Genomic DNA, 15,072 nt, shown 5'->3' on the forward strand with positions numbered 1-15,072 from the left:
GGCCGCCCCCCCGGGGTCCAACGCCAGGATGGTTACTGGACACGGACGGCAAAGCCGGTGGCGGTGCCGCCCAGCGGAGACTCAACGCTTACGGTCTGCCCTGCCCGGCCTACAGCAGTCGATGAACCTCGGATGGAAAACGATCCCGTAGCGTCCACGACGGCCGTCCCCAGGACGGTTCCCTCCAAACCGCCGAGGTGCACGGTGACCGTCTGACCGGCCTGCTTGGAGCTGGTCCCGTCCACTCGCCATTCGCGCTTGCTGGCCGTGTAGCGGGCGGAGCTAACCGCCACGGTGTCCGCCTGGGCGGTCACTGTCACCTGGGCGTCGCTTGAGGACCCGTCCGGGCTTCCGACCGTCAGTTTGAAGGTCAGCGCGCCCGCACTTGCAGGGTACTTGTAAAGCGGGAAGGTGAACGAAGGACGGGCGGAATTGGCGCCGGTGAGGGCGGCCGTGGGATCACCCGGGCCCACAATCTGCTTCCAAGAATAGGTGGCTGCGCCGTTAGAGCCGCTGCCATCCAAGGTGACCTTGGCTCCGCGCTGCGCATTTAGCTGGTTTGGTCCGGCGTTGGCTACCGCCGGGGCGGAGGCTGTGACCGTCACCTTCACGATTGCCGTACTCGGACCGCCCGGCCCGTTGACCGTCAGGGAGAAGACATATTCACCCGGTGCAGGTGCGGTGAAGCTGGGCCGGACCGCGTTGGGGTCGCTGAGGACAACTGCCGGAGGACTGCTCCACGAATAGGTGGACACCGGACCGCTGGAAGCGGATCCGTCCAGGTCTACCTTCTGGCCTTCGGTGACCGCTTGATCCGCGCCAGCCTGGGCCACCACCGGAATCGGAGCACGGGCACTTCCCGTCACCTCAACAGGAATGACAACCTCGCCCTTGGCATCGGACCGCACGGTGACAGAAGCCGGAGGGGCCGGGAGACGGCCCGATGCCAGCGAGCCCGATGCGAGTTCGCCGAAGCCCACGGCCGTCAGGGTCCGTGCGCCAGCTGTGTCGCTGGACACCGCTTCGACGGAGAGGACACCGCTGTCGGTGTTGAAGGTGGCCTTGCCGCTGACCTTGTCCACGACGTCGATCTTCTTCGATGACGCCGGAACATCGCTCGAGTTCGTGACAGAGACCGAGGCCGGCGGCTGGGGCCCCTCAAAGGCGATCCTGGCGAAGTAGGTGCCGCCGGATCCCTCCAGTGCCGTGGGGCTGAAGACGGCGTTGCCGGCTGAAGCATCAGAGAACAGAATTGACTGCGGCCCGGCTTCACTCGACGCGAAGACGTCCACCGTCCCTGAGCCGAGCGATGACCTTGAATACGTTGCCCGCTGGGCGGCCACCCCGCTGTTGGTGGCGAGTTTTCCCTGCACGGTAAAGAGGTCGGTCTCGATGCAGTCCGCCACCGGGCCCGGAACGGAAGGGCATGCATCCGCCGTGGCGCTCGGATTGATCCCCGGACCCTCGATGCGGAAGATATTGGACCCGTACGGGCTGCCGGTGATCTTGTGCGGGGTGGTGCCATCGCCGACGTAGGTGTTCTTGCCGTTTGCGTCAGGCTTGAGCGCGGGATCGGTGGGGTAGGTGTCCCAGGTCAGGAACGGTCCCACCCTTCCACCCAAGGCGCCCGAGAAGTCGCCCTTTCCGCCGATGCCGATGTCCTCCGTGTCGGAGACGAGGCCCGGCTTGGACGTCCGGACGGTCTTGGTGCCTGCCGGTGTGGTGAATTTGTAGTCGACGCCGTCCCTGGCATTCGTGATTTTCAGTCGAAGCCGCGCAAAGGTGACCTGGTCGCCGTCGGCAACGGGCCCGTTGAAGAACGCCTGCTCCAAGGCGATGGCGGCGAGCGCTGTTCCACCACCGGCCGTGTCCATCGTGCCGCTGGTGAGGGAGTAGAAACCTTCGTCCGGGTAGTTCCCGGGGAAGGAAACCGGAGCGGCCTCATCTGGCAACGGCCCGCGGGCCGGGCACAGCGGATCGGCCTGCGCTATGCACTTCTCCAGCCTGAGCCCGGTCTTGTCGCGGTACCAGACCGGGTAGCCGTCCGTCGCATCGACCGGGCCCACCTCCGCGAGTCCGGGCCCGTTGGTTCCGGGCGGGCCGACAGCGGCCGAGGCTAGGCCGGCCAGCGAGACAACCGCGAAAATCGTGAGCAAGAACCCAAGTATTCGTTTCATGTCGATATCCATCCTGTGCTGTTCTGGCCCTCCGCACTGGCGGGAGGAACAGGGTGCACCGGCCGGCGCACTTGTGACCGTCACGGTATGGACGCGGACTTGTAACTATCCTGTGGTCCGGAAAACGAGTCGCGGTGGCGAGGCGGTGATTTCCAAGGGTTTCCCTAGGGCGCCGCAGGGAAGGTTGCCCACATGTCACGGTCAGCTACGCTCCAGCGCGGGAAAATCCTCGTTCCGGCAATCCTGCTAGTCCTCGTGGGGGCTCTTGTGGCCAGCCTCTTCATGGCTACGCCGCGAAAACCTCCCGCCCCGTTGGGCGCCTCCGCGGGCGTCACCGGGGGACTGGCGCGCATCAACGGCGTCATACCGGCCGAGGCCGACGGCGGGATGCCCGCCGCCGCCTCTGCGGCACTCGCGAGTCCGCCCGCCGAGGGGCTTCACCGAGTACGCCTACTGGTGGAGCTGACGGCGCTGGAAGAGGGCGGTCTGGCCTATGATCCGTCCGGCTACTCCGTGTCGGGCCTGGGCGCAGGAATGTGGAAGGCGCTCTGGTTTTCTCCCGCTCCCGCGGGCGTGCCCCAGGGTCAAAGCATCAACGCCACGCTCGTGTTCGAGCTTCCGGACCGGGCCATCGATCTGACGCTGGAGCTGCCAGGGGGGCCGGGACTGTCGTTGGGGGCGGCACACCACCGGGGACGCGGCTGACTACCCGCAGCACATCGGCGGCAGGACCCATGGAAAACGAGTACCGGATACTCGTGCCGGGGGTTGCTGGATGGAAAAAGCTTGGGGCACTAATTCCGTCCGAATTGCAGGTCTCAGATGCTCCCCACCACTTCGCAGGAAAGTGCACGTCCACCAACCGCGTGTGGGGACTTGCTGCGCCAATGTGTCCTTGACGTCCGGATCCTTGGTCCACTGCGAATCCAACGCGGTGGCGAAATCCTGGATGCCGGTGAGCTTGGCGGTCCCAAACCCCGGCAAATCCTCGAAATACTCTTACTCAATCTCGGCACGCCAGTATCCAAGGACCGTCTCATTGACCTCTTGTGGGCCGGCCGGCCACCGGCAGAGGCGTTGCCGACGCTGGAAAGCTACGTCAGCGTCCTGCGGCGCCATCTGCAGCCCGGCCAGGGCAAGTCCGGTCCGCTGCGGACCGTCACGGGCGGCTACATGATGGATCCCGCTCTGGTGGACCTTGATCTGAGCCGCTTTAGTGATTTGCTGCGCCGGGCATCCAAGTGCGAGCCCCCTGAGGCCCTGGAGCTCCTGCAGGAAGCTCTGGGCATGGCATCCGCGCCCCTGCTGGGGGACGAGCTGACGGCACCCTGGGCAGAGGAGGAACGGGGCAATCATGAGCATCGGGTCTGTAGAGCCCGGGCGCAGGCCGCAGAATTGGCCCTGGCGCTGCATGAGCCCGATCGGGCGGTCCACTGGGCGAGGGAGGCCCTGTCCTGCGATCTCCTCAACGAGAGGGCCTGGTCATCCCTGGTGTTGGGGCTGGAGGAAGCAGGGCAACCGCTGGAAGCGCTGAGGGCATTTGAGCAATGCCGGCGCGCCTTGCACCGGGAGATGGGGTGCGCCCCGGGAGATACCCTTCGCGCCGCGTACGCCCGCCTTCTGCGGCTGACCGGCGGCATCGCCACGCCGGCACCTGCACCGACGTCGGCAGCCCCAGCGCCTGGAACCCCAACATCCGCCGCCGGCGTCCACAATGGCGGACCCGCGGCCGATGTGGCAGCCATCCGCATCCTGACGGTCGATGACCACAGAACGTTCACCGAGCTGCTGACCGGTGCTCTGGACCGGGAGCCGGACCTTCGCAGTGTGGGTTCAGCGGTCTCCGTGGAGACTGGCGTGCAGATGTGCCGCGACCTGGCACCCGACGTTGTGGTCATGGACTATCACCTGCCCGACGGCGACGGGCTCACGGCGGCGATCCGGATCCTGGCGCAGAGCCCGGATATCCGGATCATCATGCTGACGTGAGACCCTTCCCAAGACGTCCTGCGGCGGGCAGCGACCATCGGAATATGCGGCTTCCTGCCCAAAGACGGCTCGCTGGCCACCATGCTTGACACACTCCGGCACGCCCGGGCAGGAAACATGGTGGTACATCCATCATTGGTGGCGCAGATGGGTGTTACACACTCAGCTCCCGAGGGGGTCCCCCCAGCGGCCCCCCTAAGCCCCCGCGAGTTGGACGTTTTACGGTTGATGGCCGAAGGACATGAGATGCGCGTGGTGGCCAGCACCCTCGGCATCTCGATTCACACCTGCCGCGGTTACGTCAAAACGATCTTTTCCAAACTCGGCTCCCACTCGCAAAGTGAGGCCATGGCCGAGGCGGAACTCCGGGGCATCCTGAGCGTGAAGTCCGATGTCCAGGCCTTCTGAAGCGGAGGACGGCGTGAGGCCAAAGGACTTCCCGGGCGCGGCTGAACGCTTCCAGGTCCGGGCTGCCGTGGCCAAATTCCTCCTGATGGGTTTTCTCGCCCTGCTTCTTGTGGCGACTCCCGTCGCGTTTTGGATCCGTGCAGCGGCAGAACGGCACGCTCTGGACAATGCACTTCTCCTTACCCAGCATGTGGCGGACCTGGCCATCACACCACTGGTGGACGAAGCGCTGCTCGCCGGGGAACCTGCAGCACTGGACGCACTGGACCGAACACTGCAGCCCTGGCGCAACGACGCCTCGGTGCTGCGTATCAAGGTGTGGGAAGGGAGCGGACGTGTGGTGTATTCGGACATGCGCTCGCTGGTAGGCCAGCACTTCGAATTGCCGGACCGGGGCCGGGACCTTTTGGCCGGGGGGCCGGGGACAGCTTCGCTTGAACGCCAGCAGGAACTGGAAAACGAGTACGAGTTCGCCTCGGGGGAACTCGTAGAGGTCTACGTCAGCTCCGCAGCCAGCAATGGTACTCCGCTGATCTTTGAGGCCTACTACGACGACGACCCAGTCCGGGACGAGGAGCAGGCAGTCCTGTACAGCATGATCCCGCCGCTGCTGCTCTCGCTTGCGGCTCTGCAGCTCGCCCAGCTGCCGCCGGCGCTCAGGCTGGCCCGTGGGATTCAGAACCATCAGGCGACCCGGAACCGGCTGCTCAAGCGTGCTGTTGAAGCCTCCGATCTGGAGCGCCGAAGAATCGCCCGGGATCTGCACGATGAGGTGATCCAGGACCTCTCGGGGCTGGGCTACGCCCTGGAGTCTGAAGAGCTCCACGGACCACCCGAGCAACGGCCTGTGCTTGGCGGGGCCCGCAGGATTCTGCAGCAGACCGTCCACTCTCTGCGGGCCATGACACGGGAGCTATATCCGCCCGACCTTGAACGGCTGGGGCTCAAGACTTCCCTGGAACGGCTCGTGGAACCACATCAGGAACGCGGCCTCGCGGTGCGCCTCCTGATCCCGGACGATGGACCTCCGGACCTTGGATTGTCGGCTTTGCTCTTCCGTGTGGCCAGGGAAGCGCTGTCAAACAGTGCCAAACATTCCGGCGCAACGATGGTGGTGGTTTCGCTGCGAACGGACCAGCGAGGCTCGGAGATAAGCATCTCGGACAACGGCAAGGGATTCGACACGGCACGGGGCGCCGGCGACGGCCATCTGGGCCTGCGGATACTCCAGGACACCATCCGTGAAGCCGACGGAGACCTGGAAATTCTCAGCGTCCCCGGCGCGGGCACCACCGTGACAGCGCGGCTGTTGTCCCGCTTCGCGGCGACTCATTGACTGGTGCCTCGGATTCTCAGGTTTCCTCCAAGGTCCGTGACTCCGGCGCAGGATATCTCCAAGCCGGGTGCGGCAACGTCGGGTTACCGAACAAAGGAGACCGGCCATGTCCATATCACGTCGTCAGGTTCTGTTGATCGGGGGATTGGGCGTTCTCGGAGCCGGTGGCGCCATGTTGCCGCTCGGCTCGGTCGAGGCCAAGTCGGCCAGCCGGCTCAGTTCCAGCGAGATGCCGCGTACATTCCAGTCAGCCTTTGTCCAGGCCCCGATCCTTCAGCCGTACGCCACCGGTATCGATTCCGCGGACGGCTTGCCCGTCAACTACTACAGGCTGACTGAGAAGGCCGCCATGGCCAACATACTGCCGCGGCTGCGCACACCCATCCTCGGTTACAACGGCTTGTTCCCCGGACCGACGATCAGCCTGGATCAGGGCACAAAGGCCGTGCTGAGGATGCGCAACCAGCTGCCCGCCGCGCATGCGCTGGACGGGCACGCCTTGTCCACGTCCACCCACCTGCATGGTTCTGCCTCGAAGCCGCAATTCGACGGGTACGCCAGCGATATCACCCACCCGGGGTTCTACAAGGACTACCACTACCCCAACTTCCAGCCGGCCCGCACGCTCTGGTACCACGACCACGGCGTCCACTTCACGGCCCTGAACGCCTATTCCGGGCTCGCCGCGCAGTACCACATGCACGATCCCATAGAACGGAAGCTCCTCCCGCAGGGCAACTTCGACGTCGCGCTGACGGTCAGCGATGCCATGTTCGCCGCGGACGGATCCCTGGGCTATGACGACAACAGCCACTCGGGACTGTGGGGGGACGTGATCCTGGTCAACGGCAAGCCCTGGCCTGTCATGAAGGTGCAGAAACGTGTCTACCGGTTTCGGATCCTGAACGGCTCCATCTCCCGCTCTTTGCGGCCCACGCTCAGCACCAGTGATCCCGTCGTAGTGGTGGGTACCGACGGCGGCCTGGTCCCTGTGGCGCAGCCCGTGGCCAGCTGGCGCCATGCTGGATCGGAGCGGTACGAGATCCTCATCGACTTCCGGAGATACAAGACGGGGCAGCGGATTGAACTCCGCAACTTGTCCAACAAGAACAACGTGGACTACGACTTCACCAACAAGATCATGGCCTTTGACGTCACGGACGAGCCGGTGGACACCTCGGACCCCACCTGGAACCGGATTCCGACCACGCTCGCCAACAGCGAGGCCATGTCGCTGAAGACCGGGGAATCCGTGAAAACGCGTAAATTCCGGCTCAAGAGGAACGACAGCACCCAAATGTGGACCATCAACGACGACAGCTGGCAGGACGTCATCGCCAGCGGATACAAGAAAGTCATTGCCGATCCCGAAATGAACTCGGTGGAAATCTGGGAAATCGAGAATAAGTCCGGCGGCTGGTTCCACCCCCTCCACATCCACCTCGTGGATTTCCAAATCCTCAGCCGCAACGGGGCGCCGCCGCTGGCCCACGAGCGCGGCCCCAAGGACGTCGTGTACGTCGGTGAAGGCGAGACTGTCCGGCTCCTCATGAGGTTCACCCCGCACAAAGGCCTCTATATGATGCACTGCCACAATTTGCCGCACGAGGACCACGACATGATGGCCCAGTTCAGGGTGGGCCTGAAGGAAACCGACCCGGACGAGGATCATCCCATGACCGCCGCGAAAGCGACCTGGGACGATGATCCGGGGTGAATACAGGAGAACGGACCGGCCGTGGCAGGCGTCGCGCCCGCGCCGCCGTCCGCCATGGCCAACCGCGCGGACGGACTGCGTCAGCCGACGGACCCGGCTCCTCGTGGCGGCGTTGATTACGGTCCTGGCTGCACTGGCCATCCGCACCTGGCTGGTGGAACCTGTCACAGTCGCCTCGGACAGCATGGCCCCGACCGTTCCCTCGGGCGCCGTCGTGTTCCTGTACAAGCCGGCAGCAGCAACGGGCTGGATCCGGAATGGCGTAGTGATCGCCTTTGCCAGCCCGGTCGATGGCCGGACCGCCATCAAGCGCGTCATCGCGGGGGAGGGGCAAAGCGTAGCCATCAGGGACTCGGAATTGTTCGTCGATAAAGTTGCCGTCCCGGAGCCATTCATCGACCACAGCCGGATAGACGGCACCTACTTCGGGCCCGAGACTGTGCCCGCCGGCTGTGTCTTCGTTCTTGGGGACAACCGCGGCGTGTCAATCGATTCCAGGGACTTCGGAGCTGTGCCGTTGACGGCGATCCAAGGCACGTTGCTGACGGGCCAGAAATAGACGCTGTCCATAACGCCGGCCGCTCTGACTCCTGGCCCTGACGCCGCGGGCCGGCGTTGGCTCCAAGTTTTCCCGAGGCCGCATGTGGACGATGAGGCTTACCGATTTGCCGACTTGGGGGAGCGATTTTGAATTTGATTCCGCGCACTATTTCCAGCCCTGTTCTCAGCCGCCGCCAGTTCGGACTGGTGGTGGGTGGCGGGGCCTTCCTGCTGGTAGCCGGCGGGACCTACGGCGTCATATCCCGCAGTCTACCTGGCAACGGGGCCGGTCTGGCTACGGCCTTCGGAACACTGTCGGTGGTTCAGGCGGGCCGCCTGACCAGACTTGATGCGCAGGGACGGCCCGCCTCCAAGTCACTGTCAGCCGCGGTTGCGCAGCTCAGCGCCGGAGCAGGAGCGGTGGCTGCGGCCGTCAGCGTGCCCCGATCCCAGCGGGACGACGACGCCCAGCGCGCCTCCGTCGCCACCCATTCGCACGACGGCGGAAATCTCCCGGATACCGACTCGCCGCAACCTGGCAACCTCACGTGGGGCGACGTCGTCGTGCTTGAAGTGGCCCTGAAGAATGACCGGCCGGGACCCGTGCTTTTCGGCCCGGGACAGCTCCGTTTGAAGCTGATCCCGTCCGGCATCACCGTCACCCCGCAGGACTTCGACACGGGCCCCGGCACCATCGCCGCCGGCGCATCGGAGCATGTCTGGATCAGCTATCTGGCACCCAGCGATGCGGGTGACATGGAGCTTGAGTACTCGGAGCCGGAACGGGACGGACTGCTGAGCCTTTCGCTGCCGCACCTGACCGTAAGCCAGGTGAAGTCATGAGCACTCTGGACATTCACATCAACGAGGGATTCCTCCCCATGGTGGACGGCTCGTTTGTCTACCACCGGGGCTTCGGCGACCGGCCTACATTGGTCCGTGATCCCAAGCCGAGCCTCGCGGTGAGCCCCAGTGTGTTCCTGCGCAACGGGTCCGTGGTGGCGAGCCGAACGTACCCCCTGAACGCGGCCGTCCCGCCCCGGGGACGTCCGGCGCCCGCTGCCAAGGACCCGGCCAACGCCGGGGAATTCCTGGTCCGCCGGGCGTACTGGGCCAGCTTCTTCCCGGATCGGACCCTCATCGCCGAAACCGGCAGCACGATCAGCATCCGCGTGACCAACCACTTGGCCCAAGAGCATTCGCTGCAGTTCCTCAACGCCGGCCCGCGAAACGGGCATGTAGGTACCGGCGCCATCAAGCCGGGCCAGAGCAAAACGCTGGAATTCAAGGCCCCGAAGGAGGGCGCCTACCTCTATTGCGATCCCGGGGCTGATCCGGCTGATCCCACGGCCGACCCGGTCCAGCGGGTTCTCGGCCTCTTCGGGGCCCTGCTGGTGACGGATCCTGCCTCACCGTGGCGTCCTATGCCGGGCGGGCCGGAATTCGAGCGCCAATGGTTGTGGTTGCTCCACAACGTAGACCCTGTGTGGGCGGCCATCGCGTCCCGCAACGGAACCGTAAATCCCGACAAGACTCCCGTGTATCCGCGGTACTTCACGCTCAACGGCCGCAGCGGATTCCAGTCGCTGGCCGCTTCCACGGATGAGGCCCTCAACACGCTCCGTGAAGAAGATACGCTGATGTCCGGTTCCGCCCGACAGATCGATGTCCGCGATTTCAGCCGGGCGGCTACGGTTGGCACCGTCGGGACGGGCCAGCTCATGCGCTTCCTCAACGCCGGAATCGTGCATCACCAGCTCCATTTTCACGGAAACCATCTCTGGACGGCAGGCCGCAACGGCGAGATGTTCCCCCGCTCAGGCGCGAGGGGGAGAGTGGACGCGGATGGCCACGTTGTGCTCCAGCAGTGGGAAGACACGATCGAAATGCACCCCCTGGACCGGAAGGACTCGCTCCTTCCGCTGCGGCGCCCCCCGGAGGCAATTGATGAGGTGTGGAATGCCCGCACGGAGGACTGGGAGTACCCGATGCATTGCCACGCCGAACCGTCCCAGGTGGCCAGGGGTGGAATGTATCCAGGCGGACTGGAGGGCCACTGGACGGTCGCTGCCCCCGGCCCAGCCACGGGTGGCTCGGATGCGCACCAGCTGTACCGCAGCCAGGTCGACTTCAGCTCCGACCAGATGCATGAGGGAAGCCCCGCGACGGAGTTCCGCCAGAAACCGGATGTTGCCCATGAGTTTAAATTCTTCAACCGAAAGATGAAATTCGACGACGGCGGCGAATTCGAGATGTGGACGTTCGAGACCGAGGACTCCGGGCGGATCTTCCCCGCGCCCCTGGTGCGGCTCACGGAGGGGCAGCTGTTCCAGGGCACGATCCACCCGAGCAAGAGGGTCCACACGATCCACTGGCACGGCATCGAACCGGATCCACGGAACGACGGCGTCGGCCACACCTCCTTTGAGGTTTCCGGCTCTTACACCTACCAGTGGCGGCCGGAACGGGGACAACCGGGGAATCCGAATGTGGGAACGGCAGGCACGTACTTCTGCCACTGCCACGTCAATACCACCCTGCACGTACAGATGGGGATGTTCGGTCTGCTGATCGTCGACCCGGCGGTCCATCCGGACTTCCCGCTGACAAAAGGGGCCCGGTCGCGCAGAGCCTTCGTCGACGGGCCGGAATATGACATCGATACCGAAGCTATCCTGGTCCCGTACTCGGTGGATCCCCGCTGGCACGAACTCAACCATGCCGCGGGGCTCTCGGGCGACGACGCGGGGCTGGACAAATTCGAGCCGAAAAACTTCTATCTGCTGGGCGGCGAGCTGGCACGTTCCGCCAGCAAGGAGGGTCCCGCCTTCCTCACCCGGGTCCGCGCACGCATGGTCACCGGAGACACTGTTAAGCCCACGCTGCTCCGCCTGCTCAACGCCAACTACTTCCCGGTGAACGCCTACTTCACAAACGAGGCCGGAGCGCGGATTGCCATGGCCGAGGTGATAGCGCACGACGGACGGCCTTTCCGCGACACGTCAAGCCCTCAGGACCCGCACAGCCGATTTCTGCCACGGGTCCCCTGCGGACAGCCATCATCAATTTCGGTGCCGCCGAACGGTACGACATGCTCCTCTACCCTCCTGCGGCCGGGACCTACTGGCTCACGGTTGACCTGCTGGACTGGATCACCGGAAAGGCCATTGCCACCCGTCGGATTCCGGTCGTCGCCAGCTGACCTGGACGACCCCAACCGGAGTGCCGCTCCTGCCCGTAGCCTTACTTGGGGCGGCCCGCAGGGCCTATATTTGGGCGTATAGAACCGTCGACAGGAGCACCGCATGATTACCCTGCAGATCGAACACCAGGTCCGCGACTTCGGCATGTGGAGGAGGGCTTTCGACAGTGACCCACTGGACCGTGCCGCTTCGGGGGTACGGTCCTACCGGATCTCGCGTCCGCTCGACCAGGAGGACTACGTGATGCTGGAGATGGATTTCGATACGCAGGAGGCCGCCGTGGACTTTTTGGGCCGGCTGCAGAACGACACGTGGAAAACCGGTGTGACGGCGCCGGCGCTGGTCGGTGAGCCATCGACCAGGATCATAGAGATGGTCGCCATCGAGAAGGTGGCAACTTAATAGCTCCTGCACACCGCCGCCGTGCCGCGATCTCCGGATTCGCAAGCGTCCCCCGAGACTGTTCTCCGGGGAGTCGCGCCAATCATCCGCCGCTTTCCCGGAGGTGCTGGATGAGGGCGTCGAGGATCGGCAGTTGTCCACGTACCAGCTTGGTGCGGGCTTCGGCCTCCCTGGCCCAAGCGGCGTCGTCGATCTCAGGGTAGCTTCTGACTGTTCCGGATCCCCTCGGCCATTCCAGTGAAAAGGTGTTGCTCACGATTCGTTCGGGTTCAAAGTCCGACTCCGCCGTGAAGACCGTGATGATCTTGCCCGAGGGTTGCCGGAAAATGCCCAGCGGGATGTAGTCCGCGGAAGGTGCAGGGGTGCCTATTTCCTCGGCGAACTCACGCCGCGCGGCCGCCAGCGGGTCCTCGTCTTCCAGGTATTCACCCTTGGGAATGGACCAGGCGCGAGCATCCTTGTCGGCCCAGAACGGTCCGCCCATATGGGCTATCCAAACTTCCAACTCCGATGTAGGGCTCCGCCGGTGCAGCAGAATGCCTGCACTCCGAACTGTCATGTGACGTCCATTTCCCTAGGGTTTCCCTGCGCCAGCAACACGAGGAAACAGATGCTTAGAGCCTGGGAAGAGTGCCAGACGGTGGGGACTGCGTCAAGGCTCAGCCGATGCCCGCTTCCAAGGCCTCTCGTCGGACCCGGGCAGTCCGCCCGGACATGCGGCGTTCCAGGTAACGCGCCAAGTGGGAGATGAGGACGTTTGTGACCACGTACACCGCGGCGATGATCAGGTACGTCTGGATCAAGTGGTTGGTGTAGGCCGTGAGATTGTTGGAGGTCTTCATCAGCTCCGGATAGCTGACGGCGTACCCCAGGGTGGTGTCTTTGAGCAGGACCACCAGTTGGGCCACCATGGAGGGCACCACGATCCTGATCGCCTGCGGAAGCACGACGCTGCGCATGACCTGGCCCTGGGACAGGCCCAGGCTCAGCCCGGCCTCGCTCTGACCGGACGGCAGGGCCTTGATGCCGGCCCGGAAGATTTCGGCCATCACGGCCGAACTGCACAGGGTGATGGGGATGACCAGCTTCCAGAAGATGTCGGGGTTAATCCCGTATTGGGGGAGTCCGCTGACGAAGATATAGACCACCAGCAGAAGCGGGACGGAGCGGAAGAACTCGATCCAGCCCGTGGCGATCCGCCGCAGGGACGGGCGCACTGAGAGCCGGCCGAGGGCGAGGACAAGTCCCAGCGGCAATGCAAAAACCGCGGACGCCGCCGCCGCTGCGACCGTGTTGCCCAGGCCGGCAAGCAGGAAGAGCAGGTACGGCCCCTGGGTGAATTCAACCCAGCGATCGGCCGCGAGCTGGCCTGCCTGCCCGAACCGCAGGAGTGTCACGGCCGCGAGGCCGGCTATGCCGAGCAGGCTGAGCACGGTGAGGATCCGGATCCGGCGTCGGGCCCTGGGCCCGGCGGCGTCGAAGAGACTGTCCTGGGTACTCACGGCTGGGACCCCTTCATCGTTGGACCTTCAGCCGTTCTTCCAGCCGCGCTCCCAGTCCGCCGGCCAGCAGTGAAATGACCACATAGGCGACGGCGGCCAACAGATAGGTGGTCAGTCCAAGGGCCGCTTCGTTATTGATCTCCGAAACCTGCAGGGTGAGGTCCTTCACGCCGATGACACCGGCCAGCGAGGAGCTGAGCAGTATGCCAATGAACACGTTGACGATCGGCTGGATCACGCTGCGGAAGGCCTGGGGAAAAAGCACGAAGCGCAGCACTCCGAAGAAGTCCAGGCCGATGGAGCGCGCGGCCTCAATCTGGCCCACCGACACCGCATTGACCCCTGTTCTGATGGCCTCGCAGGTGAACGCGCCGCCCAGCAGGATCATCGAAATGGCGGCGCACGTGAACAGATCGAACGTTATGCCGATGTCCGGGAGCCCGAAGGTCACCACCACCAACAGGCTGATCAGCGGGATGTTGACGAAGAGTTCCACGTACAGCCGCCCTACTGCGCGCAACGGCAGTATGGGGCTGACGCGGCAGGCGGCGATGGCGGTCCCGACCACGAGCGACCCGAAAAAGGCCACGGCGGTCAGCCGCACCGTCACCCAGAGGCCCGCCAGCAGCTCGTCGAGGTAGGTGGTGAACAGCTGGTCCATAGACCCGGCCTCAGGCCCCGATGGCGGGCGGCTTCGGCGGGTCGGTCTTGAGTACCTGGCCTACGGTGGCTTTCCACAGTGCGTCCCAGGAGCCGTCTGATTCAACGATCTTCAGCCATGCATTGACGAAGGCCAGGGCGTCCGTGCCCTTGTGGAGTCCGATTCCGTATTTGTCGCTGTTGCCAAAAGTTTCGCCGACGATCTTCACGTCCTTGTTCTTGGCCGCATTGGACAACAGGATGGACTGATCAATCACGTAGGCCTCCACCCGGCCCTGCTGGACCGCAGCGAGGCACTTGGGATTGTCATCGAAGGTTTGCACGTTCGCTTCCGGGGCCACCTCCTTCAGCAGGGTCACACCGGTGGACGCGCTCTGCGTTGCCACCGTTTTGCCTGCGAGGTCCGCGACGGACTTGATGGAGGTGTTGTCCGCCTTCACCAGGATGGCCGATTTGGACTCATAGTAGGGGCCGCCGAAATCCACTTTTTCGGCGCGCTTGGGGGTGATGGAATAGGTGGCAAAGATGACATCCACAGAGTTGTTCTGCAGCAATGTCTCGCGTGTATCCACGGTGACCTGGGAAAGGTTCTCCTTGGGCTCGCCGATGATGTACTTGGCCAGGAGTTGTGACAGGCCGGCATCGAACCCCGACACCTTGCCGGTCCCAGGATCCCGCAGTGAAAAGAGCGTGGAGGTGTCAGTGCCGCCACGCAGCAACTGGCCCTTGGCCTTGATCGCCTTGGCCCAGGCGCTCGCCTGCACGATTGAGTCCTGGGCAACGGCGCCCTTGGCCAGCACGGCTTCGAACGCGGCCAGATCGATGACCGAACCGGCTGCCGCCCCGCTGGCGCTGGCAGAACCGGATGCGACCGGCAGCGTCGGTGAACCGCCACAGCCCGCGAGTGCACCGGCACCCAGGGCACCAAGCCCCAGCGCAAGCGCTCCCCGCCTGCTTAACAGACTGGACGAAAACCTCTCAAGTTCTGACATAAGTTGGTCCTCTCGTGGCCGGCGACACCCAACCGATCGCCGTCGTCGGTTCCAAGCTATGCCTGAATCCCCATCGAATTGGCGAATGCCACAGAAAACAGTCCCGGATCGTAACAATAAGCCGGCTGAGAATCGTCCGGGGTTAA

General features: G+C 64.4%; 14 protein-coding genes. 9 read left to right on the plus strand and 5 right to left on the minus strand.

From position 1 onward, the window contains the following. Nucleotides 1–32: 32 nt before the first annotated feature. On the minus strand, nt 33–2,177 hold the full coding sequence (locus tag ABIB26_RS19255; protein WP_354246803.1) for a PKD domain-containing protein: 2,145 nt from the start codon (nt 2,175–2,177) through the stop codon (nt 33–35). 192 nt (nt 2,178–2,369) lie between these two features. On the opposite strand from ABIB26_RS19255, the gene ABIB26_RS19260 reads away from it, so the two are divergent. From ABIB26_RS19260 to ABIB26_RS19300, 9 genes are all read left to right on the plus strand, one after another. Further along, entirely contained in the window at nt 2,370–2,882 is a 513-nt protein-coding gene (locus ABIB26_RS19260; RefSeq protein ID WP_354246806.1) for a hypothetical protein, read from the plus strand. A gap of 117 nt (nt 2,883–2,999) precedes the next feature. Continuing rightward, on the plus strand, nt 3,000–4,166 hold the full coding sequence (locus ABIB26_RS19265; protein WP_354246809.1) for a BTAD domain-containing putative transcriptional regulator: 1,167 nt from the start codon (nt 3,000–3,002) through the stop codon (nt 4,164–4,166). 147 nt (nt 4,167–4,313) lie between these two features. Next, entirely contained in the window at nt 4,314–4,574 is a 261-nt protein-coding gene (locus ABIB26_RS19270; protein ID WP_354246812.1) for a response regulator transcription factor, read from the plus strand. 13 nt (nt 4,575–4,587) lie between these two features. Then, nucleotides 4,588–5,910 carry a sensor histidine kinase gene (locus tag ABIB26_RS19275; protein WP_354246815.1) on the plus strand — a complete coding sequence of 441 codons (1,323 nt, stop codon included), beginning with the start codon at nt 4,588–4,590 and terminating at the stop codon, nt 5,908–5,910. A 106-nt stretch (nt 5,911–6,016) separates the two neighbouring features. Continuing rightward, nucleotides 6,017–7,627 carry a multicopper oxidase family protein gene (locus ABIB26_RS19280; RefSeq protein ID WP_354246818.1) on the plus strand — a complete coding sequence of 537 codons (1,611 nt, stop codon included), beginning with the start codon at nt 6,017–6,019 and terminating at the stop codon, nt 7,625–7,627. 103 nt (nt 7,628–7,730) lie between these two features. Next, nucleotides 7,731–8,186 carry a signal peptidase I gene (lepB, locus tag ABIB26_RS19285; protein WP_354246821.1) on the plus strand — a complete coding sequence of 152 codons (456 nt, stop codon included), beginning with the start codon at nt 7,731–7,733 and terminating at the stop codon, nt 8,184–8,186. 128 nt (nt 8,187–8,314) lie between these two features. After that, on the plus strand, nt 8,315–9,010 hold the full coding sequence (locus ABIB26_RS19290) for a hypothetical protein (protein ID WP_354246824.1): 696 nt from the start codon (nt 8,315–8,317) through the stop codon (nt 9,008–9,010). Further along, nucleotides 9,007–11,451, plus strand: a complete 2,445-nt coding sequence (locus ABIB26_RS19295; protein ID WP_354246827.1) for a multicopper oxidase domain-containing protein — start codon at nt 9,007–9,009, stop codon at nt 11,449–11,451. The genes ABIB26_RS19290 and ABIB26_RS19295 overlap by 4 nt, the downstream gene beginning before the upstream one ends. Nucleotides 11,452–11,472: 21 nt before the next feature. Further along, nucleotides 11,473–11,772 carry a hypothetical protein gene (locus tag ABIB26_RS19300; protein WP_354246830.1) on the plus strand — a complete coding sequence of 100 codons (300 nt, stop codon included), beginning with the start codon at nt 11,473–11,475 and terminating at the stop codon, nt 11,770–11,772. A gap of 82 nt (nt 11,773–11,854) precedes the next feature. On the opposite strand, the gene ABIB26_RS19305 is transcribed toward ABIB26_RS19300, so the two are convergent. From ABIB26_RS19305 to ABIB26_RS19320, 4 genes are all read right to left on the minus strand, one after another. After that, nucleotides 11,855–12,331 carry an NUDIX hydrolase gene (locus ABIB26_RS19305; protein WP_354246833.1) on the minus strand — a complete coding sequence of 159 codons (477 nt, stop codon included), beginning with the start codon at nt 12,329–12,331 and terminating at the stop codon, nt 11,855–11,857. A gap of 100 nt (nt 12,332–12,431) precedes the next feature. Further along, nucleotides 12,432–13,274, minus strand: coding sequence for an amino acid ABC transporter permease (locus ABIB26_RS19310; RefSeq protein ID WP_354246836.1), 843 nt, complete (start codon nt 13,272–13,274; stop codon nt 12,432–12,434). Nucleotides 13,275–13,287: 13 nt separating this feature from the next. Beyond that, on the minus strand, nt 13,288–13,935 hold the full coding sequence (locus ABIB26_RS19315; protein WP_354246839.1) for an amino acid ABC transporter permease: 648 nt from the start codon (nt 13,933–13,935) through the stop codon (nt 13,288–13,290). 10 nt (nt 13,936–13,945) lie between these two features. Further along, complete coding sequence (locus tag ABIB26_RS19320) at nt 13,946–14,926, minus strand: glutamate ABC transporter substrate-binding protein (protein ID WP_354246842.1); 981 nt, start codon at nt 14,924–14,926, stop codon at nt 13,946–13,948. Nucleotides 14,927–15,072 lie beyond the last annotated feature (146 nt).

Origin of the sequence: Arthrobacter sp. UYEF20 (assembly GCF_040546335.1) — a bacterium.
Taxonomy (GTDB): Bacteria; Actinomycetota; Actinomycetes; order Actinomycetales; family Micrococcaceae; genus Arthrobacter.

Excerpts from the sequence above, each read along its gene's own strand:
- ABIB26_RS19260 (WP_354246806.1), top strand. The coding sequence starts at position 2,370 with ATGTCACGGTCAGCTACGCTCCAGCGCGGGAAAATCCTCGTTCCGGCA.
- ABIB26_RS19295 (WP_354246827.1), top strand. The coding sequence starts at position 9,007 with ATGAGCACTCTGGACATTCACATCAACGAGGGATTCCTCCCCATGGTG.
- ABIB26_RS19315 (WP_354246839.1), bottom strand. The coding sequence starts at position 13,935 with ATGGACCAGCTGTTCACCACCTACCTCGACGAGCTGCTGGCGGGCCTC.
- ABIB26_RS19300 (WP_354246830.1), top strand. The coding sequence starts at position 11,473 with ATGATTACCCTGCAGATCGAACACCAGGTCCGCGACTTCGGCATGTGG.
- ABIB26_RS19270 (WP_354246812.1), top strand. The coding sequence starts at position 4,314 with ATGGGTGTTACACACTCAGCTCCCGAGGGGGTCCCCCCAGCGGCCCCC.
- ABIB26_RS19320 (WP_354246842.1), bottom strand. The coding sequence starts at position 14,926 with ATGTCAGAACTTGAGAGGTTTTCGTCCAGTCTGTTAAGCAGGCGGGGA.
- ABIB26_RS19280 (WP_354246818.1), top strand. The coding sequence starts at position 6,017 with ATGTCCATATCACGTCGTCAGGTTCTGTTGATCGGGGGATTGGGCGTT.
- ABIB26_RS19265 (WP_354246809.1), top strand. The coding sequence starts at position 3,000 with ATGCTCCCCACCACTTCGCAGGAAAGTGCACGTCCACCAACCGCGTGT.
- ABIB26_RS19305 (WP_354246833.1), bottom strand. The coding sequence starts at position 12,331 with ATGACAGTTCGGAGTGCAGGCATTCTGCTGCACCGGCGGAGCCCTACA.
- ABIB26_RS19255 (WP_354246803.1), bottom strand. The coding sequence starts at position 2,177 with ATGAAACGAATACTTGGGTTCTTGCTCACGATTTTCGCGGTTGTCTCG.